Annotated in this window: 11 protein-coding genes and 1 tRNA gene; 5 read left to right on the forward strand and 7 right to left on the reverse strand. The window is 71.8% G+C overall.

Annotated features, from left to right (window positions below):
* Positions 1-178 precede the first annotated feature (178 nt).
* Positions 179-1126 (forward strand): LysR family transcriptional regulator, encoded by a 948-nt coding sequence (locus ABTY61_RS39810; protein ID WP_350510121.1) that lies wholly within the window; start codon positions 179-181, stop codon positions 1124-1126.
* Positions 1127-1132: 6 nt separating this feature from the next.
* Here the strand turns inward: ABTY61_RS39810 and ABTY61_RS39815 are convergent, their stop codons facing one another.
* Together ABTY61_RS39815 and ABTY61_RS39820 are read right to left on the reverse strand one after the other, a co-directional pair.
* Complete coding sequence (locus ABTY61_RS39815) at positions 1133-2146, reverse strand: hypothetical protein (RefSeq protein WP_350510122.1); 1014 nt, start codon at positions 2144-2146, stop codon at positions 1133-1135.
* Positions 2143-2664: a SigE family RNA polymerase sigma factor gene (locus ABTY61_RS39820; RefSeq protein WP_350510123.1), complete on the reverse strand. Its 522-nt coding sequence runs from the start codon at positions 2662-2664 to the stop codon at positions 2143-2145. Before ABTY61_RS39820 ends, ABTY61_RS39815 begins: the two co-directional genes overlap by 4 nt.
* A 251-nt stretch (positions 2665-2915) precedes the next feature.
* Between ABTY61_RS39820 and hrpA the strand changes: the two genes are divergently transcribed.
* A complete protein-coding gene (hrpA, locus tag ABTY61_RS39825) occupies positions 2916-6896 on the forward strand; it encodes an ATP-dependent RNA helicase HrpA (protein ID WP_502895521.1) in 3981 nt (1326 codons plus the stop codon).
* Positions 6897-7028: 132 nt separating this feature from the next.
* Positions 7029-7102, forward strand: a tRNA-Asp gene (locus tag ABTY61_RS39830).
* A 349-nt stretch (positions 7103-7451) separates the two neighbouring features.
* On the opposite strand, the gene bldC is transcribed toward ABTY61_RS39830, so the two are convergent.
* Positions 7452-7658 carry a developmental transcriptional regulator BldC gene (bldC, locus tag ABTY61_RS39835; RefSeq protein ID WP_014137253.1) on the reverse strand — a complete coding sequence of 69 codons (207 nt, stop codon included), beginning with the start codon at positions 7656-7658 and terminating at the stop codon, positions 7452-7454.
* Between the two features lie 486 nt (positions 7659-8144).
* Positions 8145-9047 carry a DUF8083 family protein gene (locus ABTY61_RS39840; RefSeq protein ID WP_350510124.1) on the reverse strand — a complete coding sequence of 301 codons (903 nt, stop codon included), beginning with the start codon at positions 9045-9047 and terminating at the stop codon, positions 8145-8147.
* A gap of 207 nt (positions 9048-9254) precedes the next feature.
* On the opposite strand from ABTY61_RS39840, the gene ABTY61_RS39845 reads away from it, so the two are divergent.
* Positions 9255-10412, forward strand: a complete 1158-nt coding sequence (locus tag ABTY61_RS39845; RefSeq protein WP_350510125.1) for a Glu/Leu/Phe/Val dehydrogenase dimerization domain-containing protein — start codon at positions 9255-9257, stop codon at positions 10410-10412.
* A 406-nt stretch (positions 10413-10818) separates the two neighbouring features.
* Entirely contained in the window at positions 10819-11076 is a 258-nt protein-coding gene (locus tag ABTY61_RS39850; protein WP_049654080.1) for a DUF3073 domain-containing protein, read from the forward strand.
* A gap of 250 nt (positions 11077-11326) precedes the next feature.
* On the opposite strand, the gene purM is transcribed toward ABTY61_RS39850, so the two are convergent.
* From purM to ABTY61_RS39865, 3 genes are all read right to left on the reverse strand, one after another.
* Positions 11327-12412 (reverse strand): phosphoribosylformylglycinamidine cyclo-ligase, encoded by a 1086-nt coding sequence (gene purM, locus ABTY61_RS39855; protein WP_350510126.1) that lies wholly within the window; start codon positions 12410-12412, stop codon positions 11327-11329.
* Between the two features lie 81 nt (positions 12413-12493).
* A complete protein-coding gene (purF, locus tag ABTY61_RS39860; protein WP_350510127.1) occupies positions 12494-14077 on the reverse strand; it encodes an amidophosphoribosyltransferase in 1584 nt (527 codons plus the stop codon).
* A gap of 258 nt (positions 14078-14335) precedes the next feature.
* The gene (locus ABTY61_RS39865; protein WP_350510128.1) at positions 14336-15190 is read right to left on the reverse strand and encodes a diacylglycerol kinase family protein; all 855 of its coding nucleotides are present in this window, start codon (positions 15188-15190) and stop codon (positions 14336-14338) included.
* Positions 15191-15311 lie beyond the last annotated feature (121 nt).

Genomic DNA, 15311 nt, shown 5'->3' on the forward strand with positions numbered 1-15311 from the left:
TTCAGACCGCCAACGGTCCCAGCCCCCCTCAATGAGGGTCGGCGGTCCGAAAATCACCCAGCCCCCGGAGCGCCCACCCCCGGAACCGCCCCCGGCCTCACCCACCCTCCCGAGAGCCCACCCCCACACCCCAGCCCCGCGCAGCGGAACCCCTCACCCCCGGAGCTAGGGTGCCCAGGTGGATCTGGATCTGGCACACGTACGAGCCTTCGTCACCACCGCCGAAGCCCTGCACTTCGGCCACGCCGCCGCCCGACTCGGCATCACCCAGCAGGGCCTGTCGAAGCGCGTCGCCCGCCTGGAGACCGCCCTCGAAGTGCGCCTCCTGGACCGCGACGCCCGCGGCGTGACCCTGACCGCCGCAGGCTCCCGCTTCCTGGAGCCCGCCCGACGCCTGCTGGCGCAGGCCGAGCAGGCGGTGGCAGCCGTGCGGGGGGCCGGACGGCCACTGCGGATCGACGTGTGGGGCCACCTGTACGCACCGATGCGCACCCTCGCGCAGGCGGTGGACGCGGCGCCGGGCCTGGAGGTGGAGCCGGTGCCGGGGCGGGACCTGCCGTCGGTGGCGGCGGCGCTGCTGCGCGGGGAGTCGGATGCCGGCTTCGGCCGGGTGCACGCCCTGCCGGACGGCACCGACGCCGGGTTGACGCACCGGCTGGTCCGCCTGGAGCCGGTGGACGCACTGCTGAGCGTGGACCATCCGCTGGCCGGCCGTGACGTCCTGAGCCCGGCCGAGCTGCGCGGCAATGTGCTGCGCTATCCGGCGGCGGTGGACCGCCTGGACTTCCTGACCCGCTTCGCCACCCGGTTCGGCATCGTCGACCGGGTCGGTTCGACCAATCTGGGCCTGGAGCACTTCCTGGACCAGGTCGGCGCGGATCCGGGCTGCTTCTCGCTCGTCCCCGCCGACGGCCCGCTGCCCGCCCGCCCGGACGTACGGACCGTCCCGCTCACGGACCCGACCCCGCTGTACGCCTGGTCACTGCTCTGGCGCACCGACCAGGACGGCCAACTGGACTCCCTGCTGAGGGCGTTCACCGCCGAGGCGGCCCGCAGCCGGTGGCTGGAGTACGACCCGGCCCGCGACTGGCTCCCGGACGCCGACGAGGCCGCGCTCCAGCCATGAGCCGGATCACCACCAGGTGGTCTGGGTCCGCAGCACCGATCCGTCCGCGGCGTAGGAGATCGCGGTGTTGTCGGTGGAACCCTGCCTGCGGACGACGGCGTACCAGTGGACCGGGGAGTCCCCGGCCCCGACCGGCACCGCCTCGACGGAGCCCCCGGTCTTCCATCTGACCGCCACCTTCGCGACCTCGGGCTGGACCCGGACGACCACCATGTCCGGACTGCCCGCCGTGCCGACGATGCGGTTGAGCATCACGCCACCGATGACGGCGTCCGTGTCGGGCTCCTCCACGCCGCCCGGGGCGGGGACCGACACCACGTAGTCGCCGGGCTGCCGCTTGCCGTCGACGATCAGGTAGATGTCGACCCGGTCGCTGGACGGGCCCCAGAGCGGGCCGCCCTGCTGGGGGTCCGGCGCCAGGCGCGGGTCGGCGGCGAGCCGCTCCTCCCCGATCAGCCGCCCCTGCTTGAGGCCGTCCTCCCGGGTGGCGGCCGCCGGCCACAGGGCGATCCAGGCCTCCAGGGCGTGCCCCTTCGTCGTGCCCTCGCCGACCTTGACCCGGACCGGCGTGAAGGGGTCCCGGGCAGCCCGGGACGGAGCGGCCGAAGCCACCGGTGAGACCGAAGCCGTCGGAAGGGCCCCCGGCCCGCCCGACACCCCCGGCCCACCAGGCACCCCCGGCCCACCCGGCGCGACCTCGGCCGCCGCGGCCACCGGGGAGGCGGCCCCCGCCGAGGCACCCCCGGGGAGCCGGCCGTACCCGCCGAACACCGTCCCCGCCCCGCCGAGCAGCGTCCCGGCCCCGCCGACCGCCACGACCAGCCCCGCGACCGCCGCGCCGGTCAGCAGCCGGCGCCGCCGCAGCCGGCGCCGCCCCCCGGCCAGCAGCCGGTCGTACGGCACCGGTCCGGCCTCGACGCTCTCGGCCAGTTCGCCCAGCTCCCAGGCGACGGTGGCCTCGGCCGCCTCCACGTCCTCGCGGCGGCCCCCGTCGTGGGCGGGCATGGACTCCGTACTCATCTGCTGCTACCTCCGATGCTGGTCAGTCCGTAGAGAGAGGAGGACTCCCGCAGTTTGGCCAGTCCCCTGGCGGCCTGGCTCTTCACCGTGCCGACGGAGCAGTTCATCGCGGCCGCGGTCTGGGACTCGCTGAGGTCCTCCCAGTACCGCAGGACGACGGCCTCGCGCTGGCGCGGCGGCAGTTTGGCGAGCGCCGTGAGCAGCACGGCCCGGTCGTCCGGGTCGGGGCCGGCCGGGGCGGGCCGGTCGGGGAAGGCCTCGACCAGGTACTCGGCCGGTCTGCGCCGGAACCGCCGGGCGTGCTCGTTGACCAGGATGCGGCGCACGTAGGCGTTCGGGTCGTCCGCCGCCCGGACCTTGTTCCAGTGGACGTAGGCCCGTTCCAGGGCCTGCTGGACCAGGTCCTCCGCGCCGTGCCGGTCCCCCGCCAGCAGGTAGGCCGTCCGCAGCAGCCGCGACCACGCACTGCCGGTGAACGCCCGGAACTCGTCGTCCCGAGCGGTCTCGTGGGCTCCCATGAGCACCTCCTCGCCCTCCAGAGTCCGAAACCACCACCGACCGTTGCCCGGCCCACTCCATGGACGCCTGCCACACCAACCCGCCGCACCCGCCCGCCACACCCCCCGCCGCACCCGCCCGCCGCACCCCCCGCCGCACCCGCCCACCACCGGGGCGCCCGGCGTTCGCGATTCCGCACCGGCGGCTGTGACACTGGAGGGGCTCGAAAACCGAGGTGCGCTCCGCCGTGCCTCCTTGCGAACCTAGAGGGATGCCCGCAGTGAGTTCTCCCGCAGTCCAGTCCGCCCCCGTCCCCGCCGAGGGTCCCGGAATCGGTGAGCTGGCCGCCCGCCTGCCCGAGCTGACCCTGCGCGACGAGGTGCGGATCGGGCGCCGGCTGGAGGGGGCCCGCCGGGTCCGCAAGCCGGAGGCCCGCCGGCAGATCGCCGCCGAGATCGCCGCCGAGATCGACCGCGCCGCGCTGCTGGTCGAGCAGCGCCGGGCCGCGGTGCCGAAGATCACGTATCCCGCCGAGCTCCCGGTCAGCCAGAAGAAGGACGACATCCTGGCGGCGATCCGGGACCACCAGGTGGTGATCGTCGCCGGTGAGACCGGTTCCGGCAAGACCACCCAGATTCCGAAGATCTGCCTGGAGCTGGGCCGCGGGGTGCGCGGTCTGGTCGGCCACACCCAGCCGCGCCGGATCGCCGCCCGGACGGTGGCGGAGCGCGTCGCCGAGGAGATGGACACCCCGCTCGGCGAGGCGGTCGGCTGGAAGGTCCGGTTCACCGACCAGGTCGGCCGGGACACCCTGGTCAAGCTGATGACGGACGGCATCCTGCTGGCGGAGATCCAGACCGACCGCGATCTGCGCCAGTACGACACCCTGATCATCGACGAGGCGCACGAGCGCAGCCTCAACATCGACTTCCTGCTGGGCTACCTCAAGCAGCTGCTCCCCCGCCGCCCCGACCTCAAGGTCGTGATCACCTCCGCGACCATCGACCCGGAGCGCTTCGCCCGGCACTTCGGCGACGCCCCGGTCATCGAGGTCTCCGGCCGCACCTACCCGGTCGAGGTCCGCTACCGCCCCGTCCTGGACGACGGCGAGGACGAGGCCGACGAGGCGGACCGCGACCGCGACCAGGTGCAGGCGATCTGCGAGGCCGCCCAGGAGCTGCAGGACGAGGGCCCGGGCGACATCCTGGTCTTCCTCTCCGGCGAGCGCGAGATCCGCGACACCGCCGACGCCCTCACCAAGCTGAAGCTGCGGAACACCGAGGTCCTCCCGCTGTACGCCCGGCTCAGCTCGGCCGAGCAGCACCGGGTGTTCCAGCGCTCCAACAGCCGCCGGATCGTGTTGGCCACCAACGTGGCCGAGACCTCGCTGACCGTCCCCGGCATCAAGTACGTGATCGACCCGGGCAACGCCCGGATCTCCCGCTACAGCCACCGCACCAAGGTGCAGCGGCTGCCGATCGAGGCGATCAGCCAGGCCAGCGCCAACCAGCGCAAGGGCCGCTGCGGCCGCACCTCGGACGGCATCTGCATCCGGCTGTACTCGGAGGAGGACTTCCTCTCCCGACCGGAGTTCACCGACGCCGAGATCCTGCGCACCAACCTGGCCTCGGTCATCCTCCAGATGACGGCGGCCGGCCTGGGCGACATCTCCGCCTTCCCGTTCCTGGACCCGCCGGACTCGCGCAACATCAAGGACGGCGTCCACCTGCTGCACGAGCTGGGCGCGCTGGACCCGGAGGAGAAGGACCCGCGCAAGCGGCTGACCCCGCTCGGCCGCAAGCTCGCCCAGCTCCCGGTGGACCCGCGGATGGCCCGCATGGTGCTGGAGGCGGACAAGAACGGCTGCGTGCGCGACGTCATGGTGATCGCCGCCGCGCTGTCCATCCAGGACCCGCGCGAGCGCCCGGCCGAGAAGCGCCAGGCCGCCGACGAGCGGCACCGCCGGTTCAACTCGGAGACCTCCGACTTCCTCTCCTACCTGGCGATGTGGCGCTACGTCCGGGAGCAGCAGAAGGAGCTGTCCTCCTCGGCGTTCCGCCGGATGTGCAAGTCCGAGTTCCTCAACTACCTGCGGATACGGGAGTGGCAGGACGTCTACACCCAGCTGCGCACCGTGGCGAAGCAGTTGGGCGTGACGATCGAGGAGCCGCACCCCGACGCCGAGCCGGACGCGGACCGGATCCACCAGTCGCTGCTGGCCGGACTGCTCTCCCACATCGGCCTGTTCGACGTGGAGAAGCGCGAGTACGGCGGCGCGCGCGGCGCCCGCTTCGCGGTCTTCCCGGGCTCCGGCCTGTTCAAGAAGCCGCCGCGCTGGCTGATGTCGGCCGAGCTGGTGGAGACCTCCCGGCTGTGGGCCCGGATCAACGCGAAGATCGAGCCCGAGTGGGTCGAGCCGCTGGCCGGGCACCTGATCAAGCGCAGCTACAGCGAGCCGCACTGGGAGAAGAAGTCCGGCGCGGTGCTGGCGTACGAGAAGGTGACCCTCTACGGGGTGCCGATCGTCGCCCAGCGCAAGATCAACTACGGCCGGATCGACCCGGAGCTCTGCCGCGAGCTGTTCATCCGCAACGCGCTGGTCGAGGGCGACTGGGAGACCCACCACAAGTTCTTCGCCGAGAACCGCAAGCTGCTCGGCGAGGTCGAGGAGCTGGAGAACCGGGCCCGCCGCCGGGACATCCTGGTGGACGACCAGACCCTGTTCGACTTCTACGACGCCCGGCTGCCCGAGGAGGTCGTCTCCACCCGGCACTTCGACTCCTGGTGGAAGAAGGCCCGGCACGAGCAGCCGGACCTGCTGAACTTCGAGAAGTCGATGCTGATCAACGACGCTGCGGACGGCGTCACCGAGGCCGACTACCCGGACCACTGGCAGCAGGGCAAGCTGCGCTTCAAGCTGACCTACCAGTTCGAGCCGGGCAGCGACGCGGACGGCGTGACCGTCCACATCCCGCTGCCGGTGCTCAACCAGGTCACCGCGGAGGGCTTCGACTGGCAGATCCCCGGTCTGCGGGAGGAGCTGGTCACCGCGTACATCAAGTCGCTGCCGAAGGCGGTCCGGCGCAATTTCGTACCGGCCCCGGACTTCGCCCGGGCGGCGCTGCGCGCGGTGAAGGACCGCCGGGAGCCGCTGCTGCCGTCCCTGGAGCACGCCCTCAAGCGCCTGACGGCCGTCACCGTGCCGCCGGAGGCCTGGGACGACGAACGGGTCCCGGAGCACCTCAAGGTCACCTTCCGGGTGGTGGACGGGAAGCGCCGGCTCGCCGAGTCCAAGGACCTGGAGGAGCTGCGGCTGAAGCTCAAGCCCAAGCTCAAGGAGACGCTCTCCTCGGCGGCCTCCGGGCAGGGCATCGAGCAGAGCGGGCTGACCGCCTGGCCGGCCGGGCTGCCGGTGCTCCAGCGCACCTTCGAGCAGCGCTCCCGCGGCCACTCGCTGCGCGCCTACCCGGCGCTGGTGGACGAGGGCGACGCGGTCGGCGTGAAGCTGTTCGACACCCCGCAGGCGCAGACCCGGGCGATGTGGGCGGGGACCCGCCGGCTGCTGATGCTGACCACCACCTCCCCGGCCAAGTCGATCCAGGGCCGGCTGGGCAACCAGGCCAAGCTGGCGCTCTCGCACAGCCCGCACGGCTCGATCGCCGCCCTGTTCGAGGACGTGGTCGCCGCCGCGACCGACCGGCTGATGACCCTGGCCGGCGGCCCGGCCTGGGACGAGGCGGCCTTCGCCAAGCTGCACGACAAGGTGCGGACGGACCTGTACGACCTGTCCGCGGACACCACGCTCAAGACGGCCACCGCGCTGATCGCCTTCCACAAGGCCTCGACCCGGTTGAAGTCGGTGAGCAGCCCGGTGCTGCTGAACGCGGTGAACGACGTCCGGCTGCACCTGGCCTCGCTGGTGCACCCGGGTTTCGTGACGGCCACCGGCTGGCAGCGGCTGCCCGACCTCAAGCGCTACCTGCTGGCGGTGGACCGCCGGCTGGAGGCGCTGCCCAACCACCCGCAGCGGGACGCCCAGCAGCTGCTGAAGGTCCAGCAGGTGCAGCAGGCCTACGGGGAGCTGCTGGCGGCGGTGCCGGCCGGGCAGCAGCCCTCGGAGGAGGTGCGGGCGATCCGCTGGATGATCGAGGAGCTGCGGGTCAGCTTCTTCGCCCAGGGGCTGGGCACGCCGAGCCCGGTCTCGGAGAAGCGGATCACCAAGGCGATGGAGGCGGCCCGGGCCACGCTGTGACCCCGGCGCCGCCCCTGAGCTGCGGGTGCGCGGAGGGGCCCTCGGGAGCCGGTTCGACCTGGGGGCCCCGCATGGGCTACAGTCTGTCTTGTTCGCAGCGCGGCAAGCGAGTGAACGAGATCAGAAAACTCTGGTCCCGTGGAGCAGTTGGTTAGCTCGCCACCCTGTCAAGGTGGAGGTCGCGGGTTCAAGTCCCGTCGGGATCGCCGCAGTGCGAGAGGCCCGGAATCGTCAAGGTTCCGGGCCTCTCGCTTTTTCGTCGTCCGGTCCTTACCCCGGACTAGGTCTAGACCACAAGTGGTGGACCGCGTGACGGTCGTCACCTGAACCCCCCGGGAACCCTCCCCGAAACGACCCGTTCCACACTCCACTAATTTAATATGTAAAATTGCACTGTTATTCACTGTAAATCCCCCCCGCATCACGTGCACCAAATCGTTATCCGGAGTTCAGCATTCCGACCGATCGGAAGCCCGCCCCCGGGTACGACAAAGGGGCCGCTTACCGGACCCGGCGGAGTCCGGTAAGCGGCCCCTTTAAAGAGCCTTTGGCCTATCAGGCCTCAGTGCGCTGAGCGGGAATCCCCGCCAGCAGAGCGCGCACCTCCGCCTCACGGTAGCGGCGGTGACCACCGAGCGTGCGGATCGACGTGAGCTTGCCCGCCTTGGCCCAGCGGGTGACCGTCTTCGGGTCCACGCGGAACATGGTGGCAACCTCTGCCGGCGTCAGCAGCGGCTCAGCATCAGGGGTACGAGCGGTCATGAGCGGCCTCCTCGGAGAACCGAACCAGGGCGGTTCTATCCTTCAAATTCTGCACCTTGGCCCGCGATGCCCGAAATGGCATAGACGGGCCGAGTCGGTTATAGGACGAACGGCTTGTCCTGGTGTCTACAACTACACCATCCGTCCAGCCCTATCGACCAAACCGCCAAAATTGACCCCTCACGGGTTCAAGGCCGACGGATGGCGATGGACCACCCCATAGCGGACAGTCACACGGCCGTGACGTCCGGTTACGAGGGGACCAGACCCTCCGTTTCCCCGCAAAGCACGCATCGACTCCAGAACCACCCAAAAGTGGGCACGCTCACGTGAAGTTGGGCTGGTTGTCCCATTTTTGCACATAGGGGTAAGTTCGCGTCAACGGTGAGTAGTGTCACGTTCGGCAGCTATTGACCCGAACCGGGACCTTGGTCGGCCCCCTTGTGGACCAAAGACCTCTTACAGTCATACACGGGCGGTCGGACGTCAGTTCGCGTGCCGCAACGCCAGCACCCGCCGCCACCGCCCCGTCAGCTCCCCGTACGCCCGCAGCGCCTCGGCGGTGTCCCCCGCCCGCAGCGCGCGCAGCCCGTCCTCCAGCTCCCCCGCCGAACGGTCCGCCAACAACCGCTCCGCCCCCAGCAGATGCACCAGCCCCCCGTAGTCCAGCTCCACCAGCGAGCGCGGGTGGAACTCCTCCAGCCACCGCCCGACCTGCTCCGCCCCCCGCACCAGCTCCCCCTCCGGTACCGCCTCGCGCAGCGCCCGGTAGGCCCGCGCCACCCGGCGCCGTGCCTGGGCCATCGGCACCAGGTAGAACAGCGCCGCCGGCCTCCCCCGCTCCCCTTCCCCCTCCTCCGTGCCCGCTCCCCCCGGAACGAAGCACCGGTCCTCGTCCCCGAACGGCAGGAACCAGCGCACCGGGACCTCCCACCGGCTGGTGAGGATCCACGGCCTGGCGTCCGGGTGCCCGGCCCGCCAGCGCTCCCGGTCCGCCTCGGCGGCCGCCCGGGTCACCGGCGGCACCGCGGTGTCCAGCAGCGCCACCGGAGCCCCCGCCCGCAGCTCCTCCAGCGCCTGCCAACTGCGCAGCCTGGTCGCCCACGGGCACACGTACAGTACGCCGTCCAGGATCCGCAGGTACGCCCGCCCGCTCTCCTGTTCCGGCAGCGCCCGGGGCGTGCGGGCGGCCAGCTCCGCGAGCGCCTCCCGCTGCTCCTCCAGCACCGCCGCCGCGACCGACTGCTCCGCCGCCGCGGCGTCCGGCCCGTGCTCCGCCGCGTAGGCCTGCCAGCGCGCCCGCTCGGGCTCCGGGTAGGCCGCCAAGGGCTCGTAGACGCGCAGGTGGGCGGCGTAGGGCGGCAGTACGGAGGTGCGCACGACGGTCACGTCCTGCATGGTCGCACGCGCCGCGCGGCCCGGGGAGGGCGCGACCCCGAACCGTTCGCGCCCGCACCGGAACACCCCTCTCGTCTCACCCCTCGGACAATGGGCGCAAGCTCGGACAAGAGGGCTGATCGGGCCCGCGCGCGCGACTATTCTTCGCCCCAGACGCCCGCACCACAGCAGCGGGCCCTCGATACTGGAGTCACCACAGTGACCGACGTACAGACCCCCGCCACGCACCCCGCACCCGGTGTGCTCAGCAGGATCTTCCGCACCGAGCAGGACGGCGCCCCCGGCGACGGCCACGAGCAGGTCGTCCTCTGCCACGACCGCAGCTCCGGGCTCAAGGCGATCATCGCCATCCACTCCACCGCGCTCGGCCCGGCCCTCGGCGGCACCCGCTTCTTCCCGTACGCCTCCGAGGAGGCGGCCCTGGAGGACGCGCTGAACCTGTCCCGCGGCATGTCCTACAAGAACGCGCTGGCCGGGCTCGACCTCGGCGGCGGCAAGGCCGTCATCATCGGCGACCCGAACAAGGACAAGAACGAGGCGATGCTCCGGGCCTACGGCCGCTTCGTCGAGTCGCTGCGCGGCCGCTACATCACCGCCTGCGACGTGGGCACCTACGTCCAGGACATGGACGTCATCGCGCGCGAGACCGAGTTCGTGACCGGCCGCTCGCCCGAGCACGGCGGAGCCGGCGACTCGTCCATCCTGACCGCCTTCGGCGTCTTCCAGGGCATGCGCGCCAGCGCCCAGGCCCGCTGGGGCCAGCCGACCCTGCGCGGCAAGCGGGTCGGCGTCGCGGGCGTCGGCAAGGTCGGCCACTACCTGGTCGGCCACCTGGTCGCGGACGGCGCCACCGTCGTCGTCACCGACCCCTTCGAGGCCGCCGTCAACCGGGTGCGCGCCGCCCACCCCGAGGTGGAGGTGGTCGCCGACACCACCGCCCTGCTCCAGGCCAAGCTGGACGTCTACGCCCCCTGCGCCCTCGGCGGCGCGCTGACCGACGACGTGGTCGGGGCGCTCGGCGAGTCCGGCACCTCGATCGTCTGCGGCGCGGCCAACAACCAGCTGTCCCACCCGGGCGTCGAGAAGGACCTGGCCGACCGCGGCATCCTCTACGCCCCCGACTACCTGGTGAACTCCGGCGGCGTCATCCAGGTCGCCGACGAGATCGACGGCTTCAACTTCGAACGGGCCAAGAACAAGGCCACCAAGATCTTCGACACCACCCTGGAGATCTTCACCCGGGCCGCCTCCGACGGCATCCCGCCGGCCGTCGCCGCCGACCGCCTCGCCGAGAAGCGGATGCGCGAGATCAGCGCGCTGCGCACGGTCCTGCTGCCGGGCTCCCGCCGCGGCTGATCCGGCTGTCGGATCCGGCTCGGCCGGACCCCTCCCGGGCGTCGGACGCGCGGGGGGCCGTCACCTTCGGCCCCCCGCGCATCACAATGTGGAACCGGATTCTCACTTCTCCGCCCGAACGGGTGATCCGAGGCCCCCCTAGGGGGGATAATCAGTCCTGGAACGACGGACCCCGAACACCTCCGGACAGCGAGCAAAACGCCGCAAAACCTCCCCTGACCTGGGAAGACCTGGTCTCGGGCGCGGTCGGTGCGCGCCACGTCACAACCACGACGTACCGTCCAGCGGCGGAAACAGGTACCGTTAATGCTCCAAGGGACGGTCCTCCCATTCGGGCAGGCCGGTCCTGATCATGAACACGTGTCAGACTCGGGGCCGTGAGCCCCATCGTTGAGGGGGTCGACCCATGGGGCGCGGCCGGGCCAAGGCCAAGCAGACGAAGGTCGCCCGCGAGCTGAAGTACAACAGCGGCGGGTTCGACGCTAACCGTCTGTCCAACGAGCTGGGCGTATCGCCGTCCACCGCTTCGATCGAGCCGGAGCCGATCGAGGAGGAGGAGGACGACGACCCGTACGCGGAGTACGCCGCCCGCTACGCCGACCTCGACGACGACGGCGACACCGAACCGGGCACCGGGCCGTCGCAGGCCTCCCGCCGCTCGTAACCGCAGCTTCGCCTGACCGGTCCTGACGCCCCCCTGGGCGCCGGACCGGTCTTCGGCGTTCCTCCTGACCGCCTGCTCGCCTCCCGGGCGCTCTGCCCCGGTGCCGACGGTCGGCGCTCCCCCTCGGCACCGGCCCGCCCCTTCGGCTCGGGGCGGATCGGCCGGCCCGCTGAGGAGCGCTGAACGCCCCTGACGTGCGCGAGGGCCCCTCCGGTGCACCGGAGGGGCCCTCGCGCGTGACGACGGGCCGTCAGCCCGCGGTGAAGCCCTCGTAGGCGTTGTACAGGGTCGCGCCGGCCTCGTGCTCGTCGGTGCGGTCGACGATGTCACCGAGCAGCCAGGCCTCGACGCCGCGGTCCTCCAGGATCGACAGCACCGCGTCCACCGAGTGCGGCGGGACGACGGCGACCATGCCGACGCCCATGTTGAGCGTCTTCTCGATCTCCAGGGTGGCCACCTTGCCGACCTCGGCGACGGTCCGGAAGACCGGCAGCGGGGTCCAGGTGCCGCGGTCCAGGCGGGCGTGCAGGCCGTCCGGGATCACCCGGGCCAGGTTGGCCGCCAGGCCGCCGCCGGTGACGTGCGAGAAGGCGTGCACCTCGGTGGCGCGGGTGAGCGCCAGGCAGTCCAGCGAGTAGATCCGGGTCGGCTCGAGCAGCTCCTCGCCGAGGGTGCGGCCGAACTCCTCGACCTTGCGGTCCAGCTTCCAGCCGGCCTCGTTCAGCAGCACGTGGCGGACCAGCGAGTAGCCGTTGGAGTGCAGGCCGGAGGCGGCCATCGCGATCACCACGTCACCGGCCCGGACCCGCTCCGGGCCCAGCAGCGCGTCGGCCTCGACCACGCCGGTGCCGGCGCCCGCGACGTCGTACTCGTCCGGGCCGAGCAGGCCCGGGTGCTCGGCGGTCTCGCCGCCCACCAGGGCGCAGCCGGCCAGCGCGCAGCCCTCGGCGATGCCCTTGACGATCGAGGCGACCCGCTCCGGGACGACCTTGCCGACGCAGATGTAGTCGGTCATGAACAGCGGCTCGGCGCCGCACACCACGATGTCGTCCACGACCATGCCGACCAGGTCGTGGCCGATGGTGTCGTGCTTGTCCATGGCGGCCGCGATGGCCACCTTGGTCCCCACGCCGTCGGTGGCCGAGGCCAGCAGCGGCCGCTCGTAGTTCTTGAAGGCGGACACGTCGAAGAGGCCGGCGAAGCCGCCGAGACCGCCGACCACCTCGGGGCGGTTGGCCTTCTTCACCCACTGCTTCATGAGCTCGACGGCGCGGTCGCCCGCCTCGATGTCGACACCGGCGGCGGCGTAGGTGGCGCCGTTCTGGTTGCTGGTCACTGCGTGCGGCCCTTTCGGGTCAGGTGGGGGGTTCGGAAACAGCGGTGGGGCCCCGGTTCGCGGGACCCCACCGTGGATTCGCTACGGGCGGCGCAGCGCGTCGGCCGCGCCCGCCCCGCCGAGCAGCGACTGGACGCCGTCCAGGTCGCTGCCGCTGGTCGGCTTGCCGCGGACGGCCGGCTGCTGCTGGCCGCCCTTGATCTCGGCCTCCAGCAGGAGCTTGCCGAGCAGCGCCGGGTCCGGCAGCTCCATCGGGTACTCGCCGTCGAAACAGGCCCGGCAGAGCTTGTCCTTGGGCTGCTTGGTGGCCTCGATCATGCCGTCGATCGAGATGTACGAGAGCGAGTCGGCGCCGAGCGTACGGCCGATCTCCTCGATGGTCATGCCGTTGGCGATCAGCTCCGCGCGGGTGGCGAAGTCGATGCCGAAGAAGCAGGGCCACTTCACCGGCGGCGAGGAGATCCGGATGTGCACCTCGGCGGCGCCCGCCTCGCGCAGCATCTTCACCAGCGCGCGCTGGGTGTTGCCGCGGACGATCGAGTCGTCCACCACCACCAGGCGCTTGCCGGCGATGACCTCGCGCAGCGGGTTCAGCTTGAGCCGGATGCCGAGCTGGCGGATCGTCTGGCTGGGCTGGATGAAGGTGCGGCCCACGTAGGCGTTCTTCACCAGGCCGGAGCCGTACGGGATGCCGCTGGCCTCGGCGTAGCCGATCGCGGCGGGGGTGCCGGACTCGGGCGTCGCTATCACCAGGTCGGCCTCGACCGGGGCCTCCTTGGCCAGCCGGCGGCCCATCTCCACGCGGGAGAGGTGCACGTTGCGGCCGGCGATGGAGGTGTCGGGGCGGGCCAGGTAGACGTACTCGAAGACGCAGCCCTTGGGCTTGGCCTCGGCGAAGCGCGAGGTGCGCATGCCGTTCTCGTCGATGGCGATCAGCTCGCCGGGCTCGACCTCGCGGATGAAGGAGGCGCCGCAGATGTCCAGCGCCGCCGTCTCGGAGGCGACCACCCAGCCGCGTTCCAGCCGGCCGAGCACCAGCGGGCGGATGCCCTGCGGGTCGCGGGCGGCGTAGAGGGTGTGCTCGTCCATGAAGACGAGCGAGAAGGCGCCCTTGACCGCGGGCAGCACGACCTTGGCCGTCTCCTCGATGGAGAGGTCCGGGTGGCCGGCCAACAGGGCGGTCACCAGGTCGGTGTCGTTGGTCGCCGCGGTCCGGCCGGAGCGCGAGACGTGCTCCTCGCCGGGCAGTTCGGCGACCATGGCCGCCAGTTCGGCGGTGTTCACCAGGTTTCCGTTGTGCCCGAGGGCCAGCGAACCGTGGACGGTCGCCCGGAAGGTCGGCTGGGCGTTCTCCCAGACCGAGGAACCGGTGGTCGAGTAGCGGGCGTGTCCGACGGCGATATGCCCGTGCAACGACCCCAGGGAGGCCTCGTCGAAGACCTGGGAGACGAGTCCCATGTCCTTGAAGACGAGAATCTGGGAGCCGTTGCTCACTGCGATGCCCGCGGATTCCTGACCGCGGTGCTGCAGGGCGTAAAGGCCGAAGAACGTGAGCTTGGCGACCTCCTCGCCGGGAGCCCAGACACCGAAGACGCCACAAGCGTCCTGGGGGCCTTTCTCACCGGGAAGAAGATCGTGGTTGAGTCTTCCGTCACCACGTGGCACGCCTTCGAGTCTAGGGCAGTTGACCAGGGCTTCCGGAACCCGGGAGGTCCGCTTCGACCGGCGATCGCGGAGTAACGCGCGTAGACAAAACCCCTTACGGGGCGGGGAATTCGGGTGGGGGAATTCCGGCGGACGGCGGTTGGCCTTGCGGTTCGCGCCCGTTGGGGCTTTCCGCGTACGGAACGGTGGTCGCCGGGCGGCCCGGAACGTGAGCCTGCTCACCCGCCCTACGAGGCCGTCCGCCCAGCCATCCGGAGGTCACGCGGCGGGCAGCAGCAGGCCCCAGGCGCCCGGGTGCACCGTCCAGGTCCGGGCGCGGACCGGGCCGACCGGATGGCCGTCCGCCTCGTAGCCGAAGCCGCGCCCGACCACCGAGACGCTGGCCGCCCGCGCCCGCACCAGCGCGCCGGACGCGCGGACCACCACCTCCAGCACGCCCGCGCCGTCCGCGCCGGAGCACCCGGCGCCGGTGAGGGTCAGCTCCACCAGCCGGACCGGACGGTGCACGTCGGCCAGCAGCCGGCCGTCCGCCTCCACCCGGACCCGGGGGCTGTGGTCGACCGCGTCGGAGGTGAGTGCGTTCGCCTGCTCGGCCGCAGCCAGTTTCGCCCATAGCGAACGCCATCCACCCGGACGGCCCCCCGGGCGGCGCGCACCGCCGCCGGTGATCCGCACCCCGCCGAGCGCCACCCCGCCACCGTCGTCCACCAGCAGGTCGAAGGTGCGCGGCGCCCCCGACAGCACCGCCCGCGCCGCCCGCACCGGCTCCCCCGGCACGCCCAGCGCACGGGCCGTCGCCAGCTCCTCCGCCCGGCCGACCGGAACCATGCCCACCGGATCCGCGCCCAGCTCACGCTGGCGGTGCAGGGCTTGCAGCACCCGCTGCAGCGCGAGGTCGGAACCGATCACCACCGGTCGCCGCCGACCCCGGTGCGAAAGCATCCGATCGAGCTCGGTCGGGTTGTCCGGATAGGCCACCTTGACGTCCGCACCTCCGCACAGCACGTCCTTCGCGATCCGCACCGACTCCCCGTCGGTCTGCCGGGCCACCGGGTCGAGCAGCAGCAGAAGGGGCTCAGGACCGCCGGTTCCAGGCGTGGACAGGGACGACACGACCGGTCCTTCCTCAGGTAATCTCTCGGTGCAAGAGCCCCTTGCGCCATTGCGCCAGGGGCTTCGTCTATCTCGGGGCAGACTGCGGCCTACGCAGGATGCCCCAACCGGAAGGGGTGTA

Source organism: Kitasatospora sp. NPDC096128, from assembly GCF_040303105.1.
GTDB lineage: Bacteria > Actinomycetota > Actinomycetes > Streptomycetales > Streptomycetaceae > Kitasatospora.

Coding starts and splice junctions, on each gene's coding strand:
- bldC (WP_014137253.1), bottom strand. CDS start 7,658: ATGACCGCTCGTACCCCTGATGCTGAGCCGCTGCTGACGCCGGCAGAG.
- hrpA (WP_502895521.1), top strand. CDS start 2,916: ATGCCCGCAGTGAGTTCTCCCGCAGTCCAGTCCGCCCCCGTCCCCGCC.
- ABTY61_RS39820 (WP_350510123.1), bottom strand. CDS start 2,664: ATGGGAGCCCACGAGACCGCTCGGGACGACGAGTTCCGGGCGTTCACC.
- ABTY61_RS39815 (WP_350510122.1), bottom strand. CDS start 2,146: ATGAGTACGGAGTCCATGCCCGCCCACGACGGGGGCCGCCGCGAGGAC.
- ABTY61_RS39850 (WP_049654080.1), top strand. CDS start 10,819: ATGGGGCGCGGCCGGGCCAAGGCCAAGCAGACGAAGGTCGCCCGCGAG.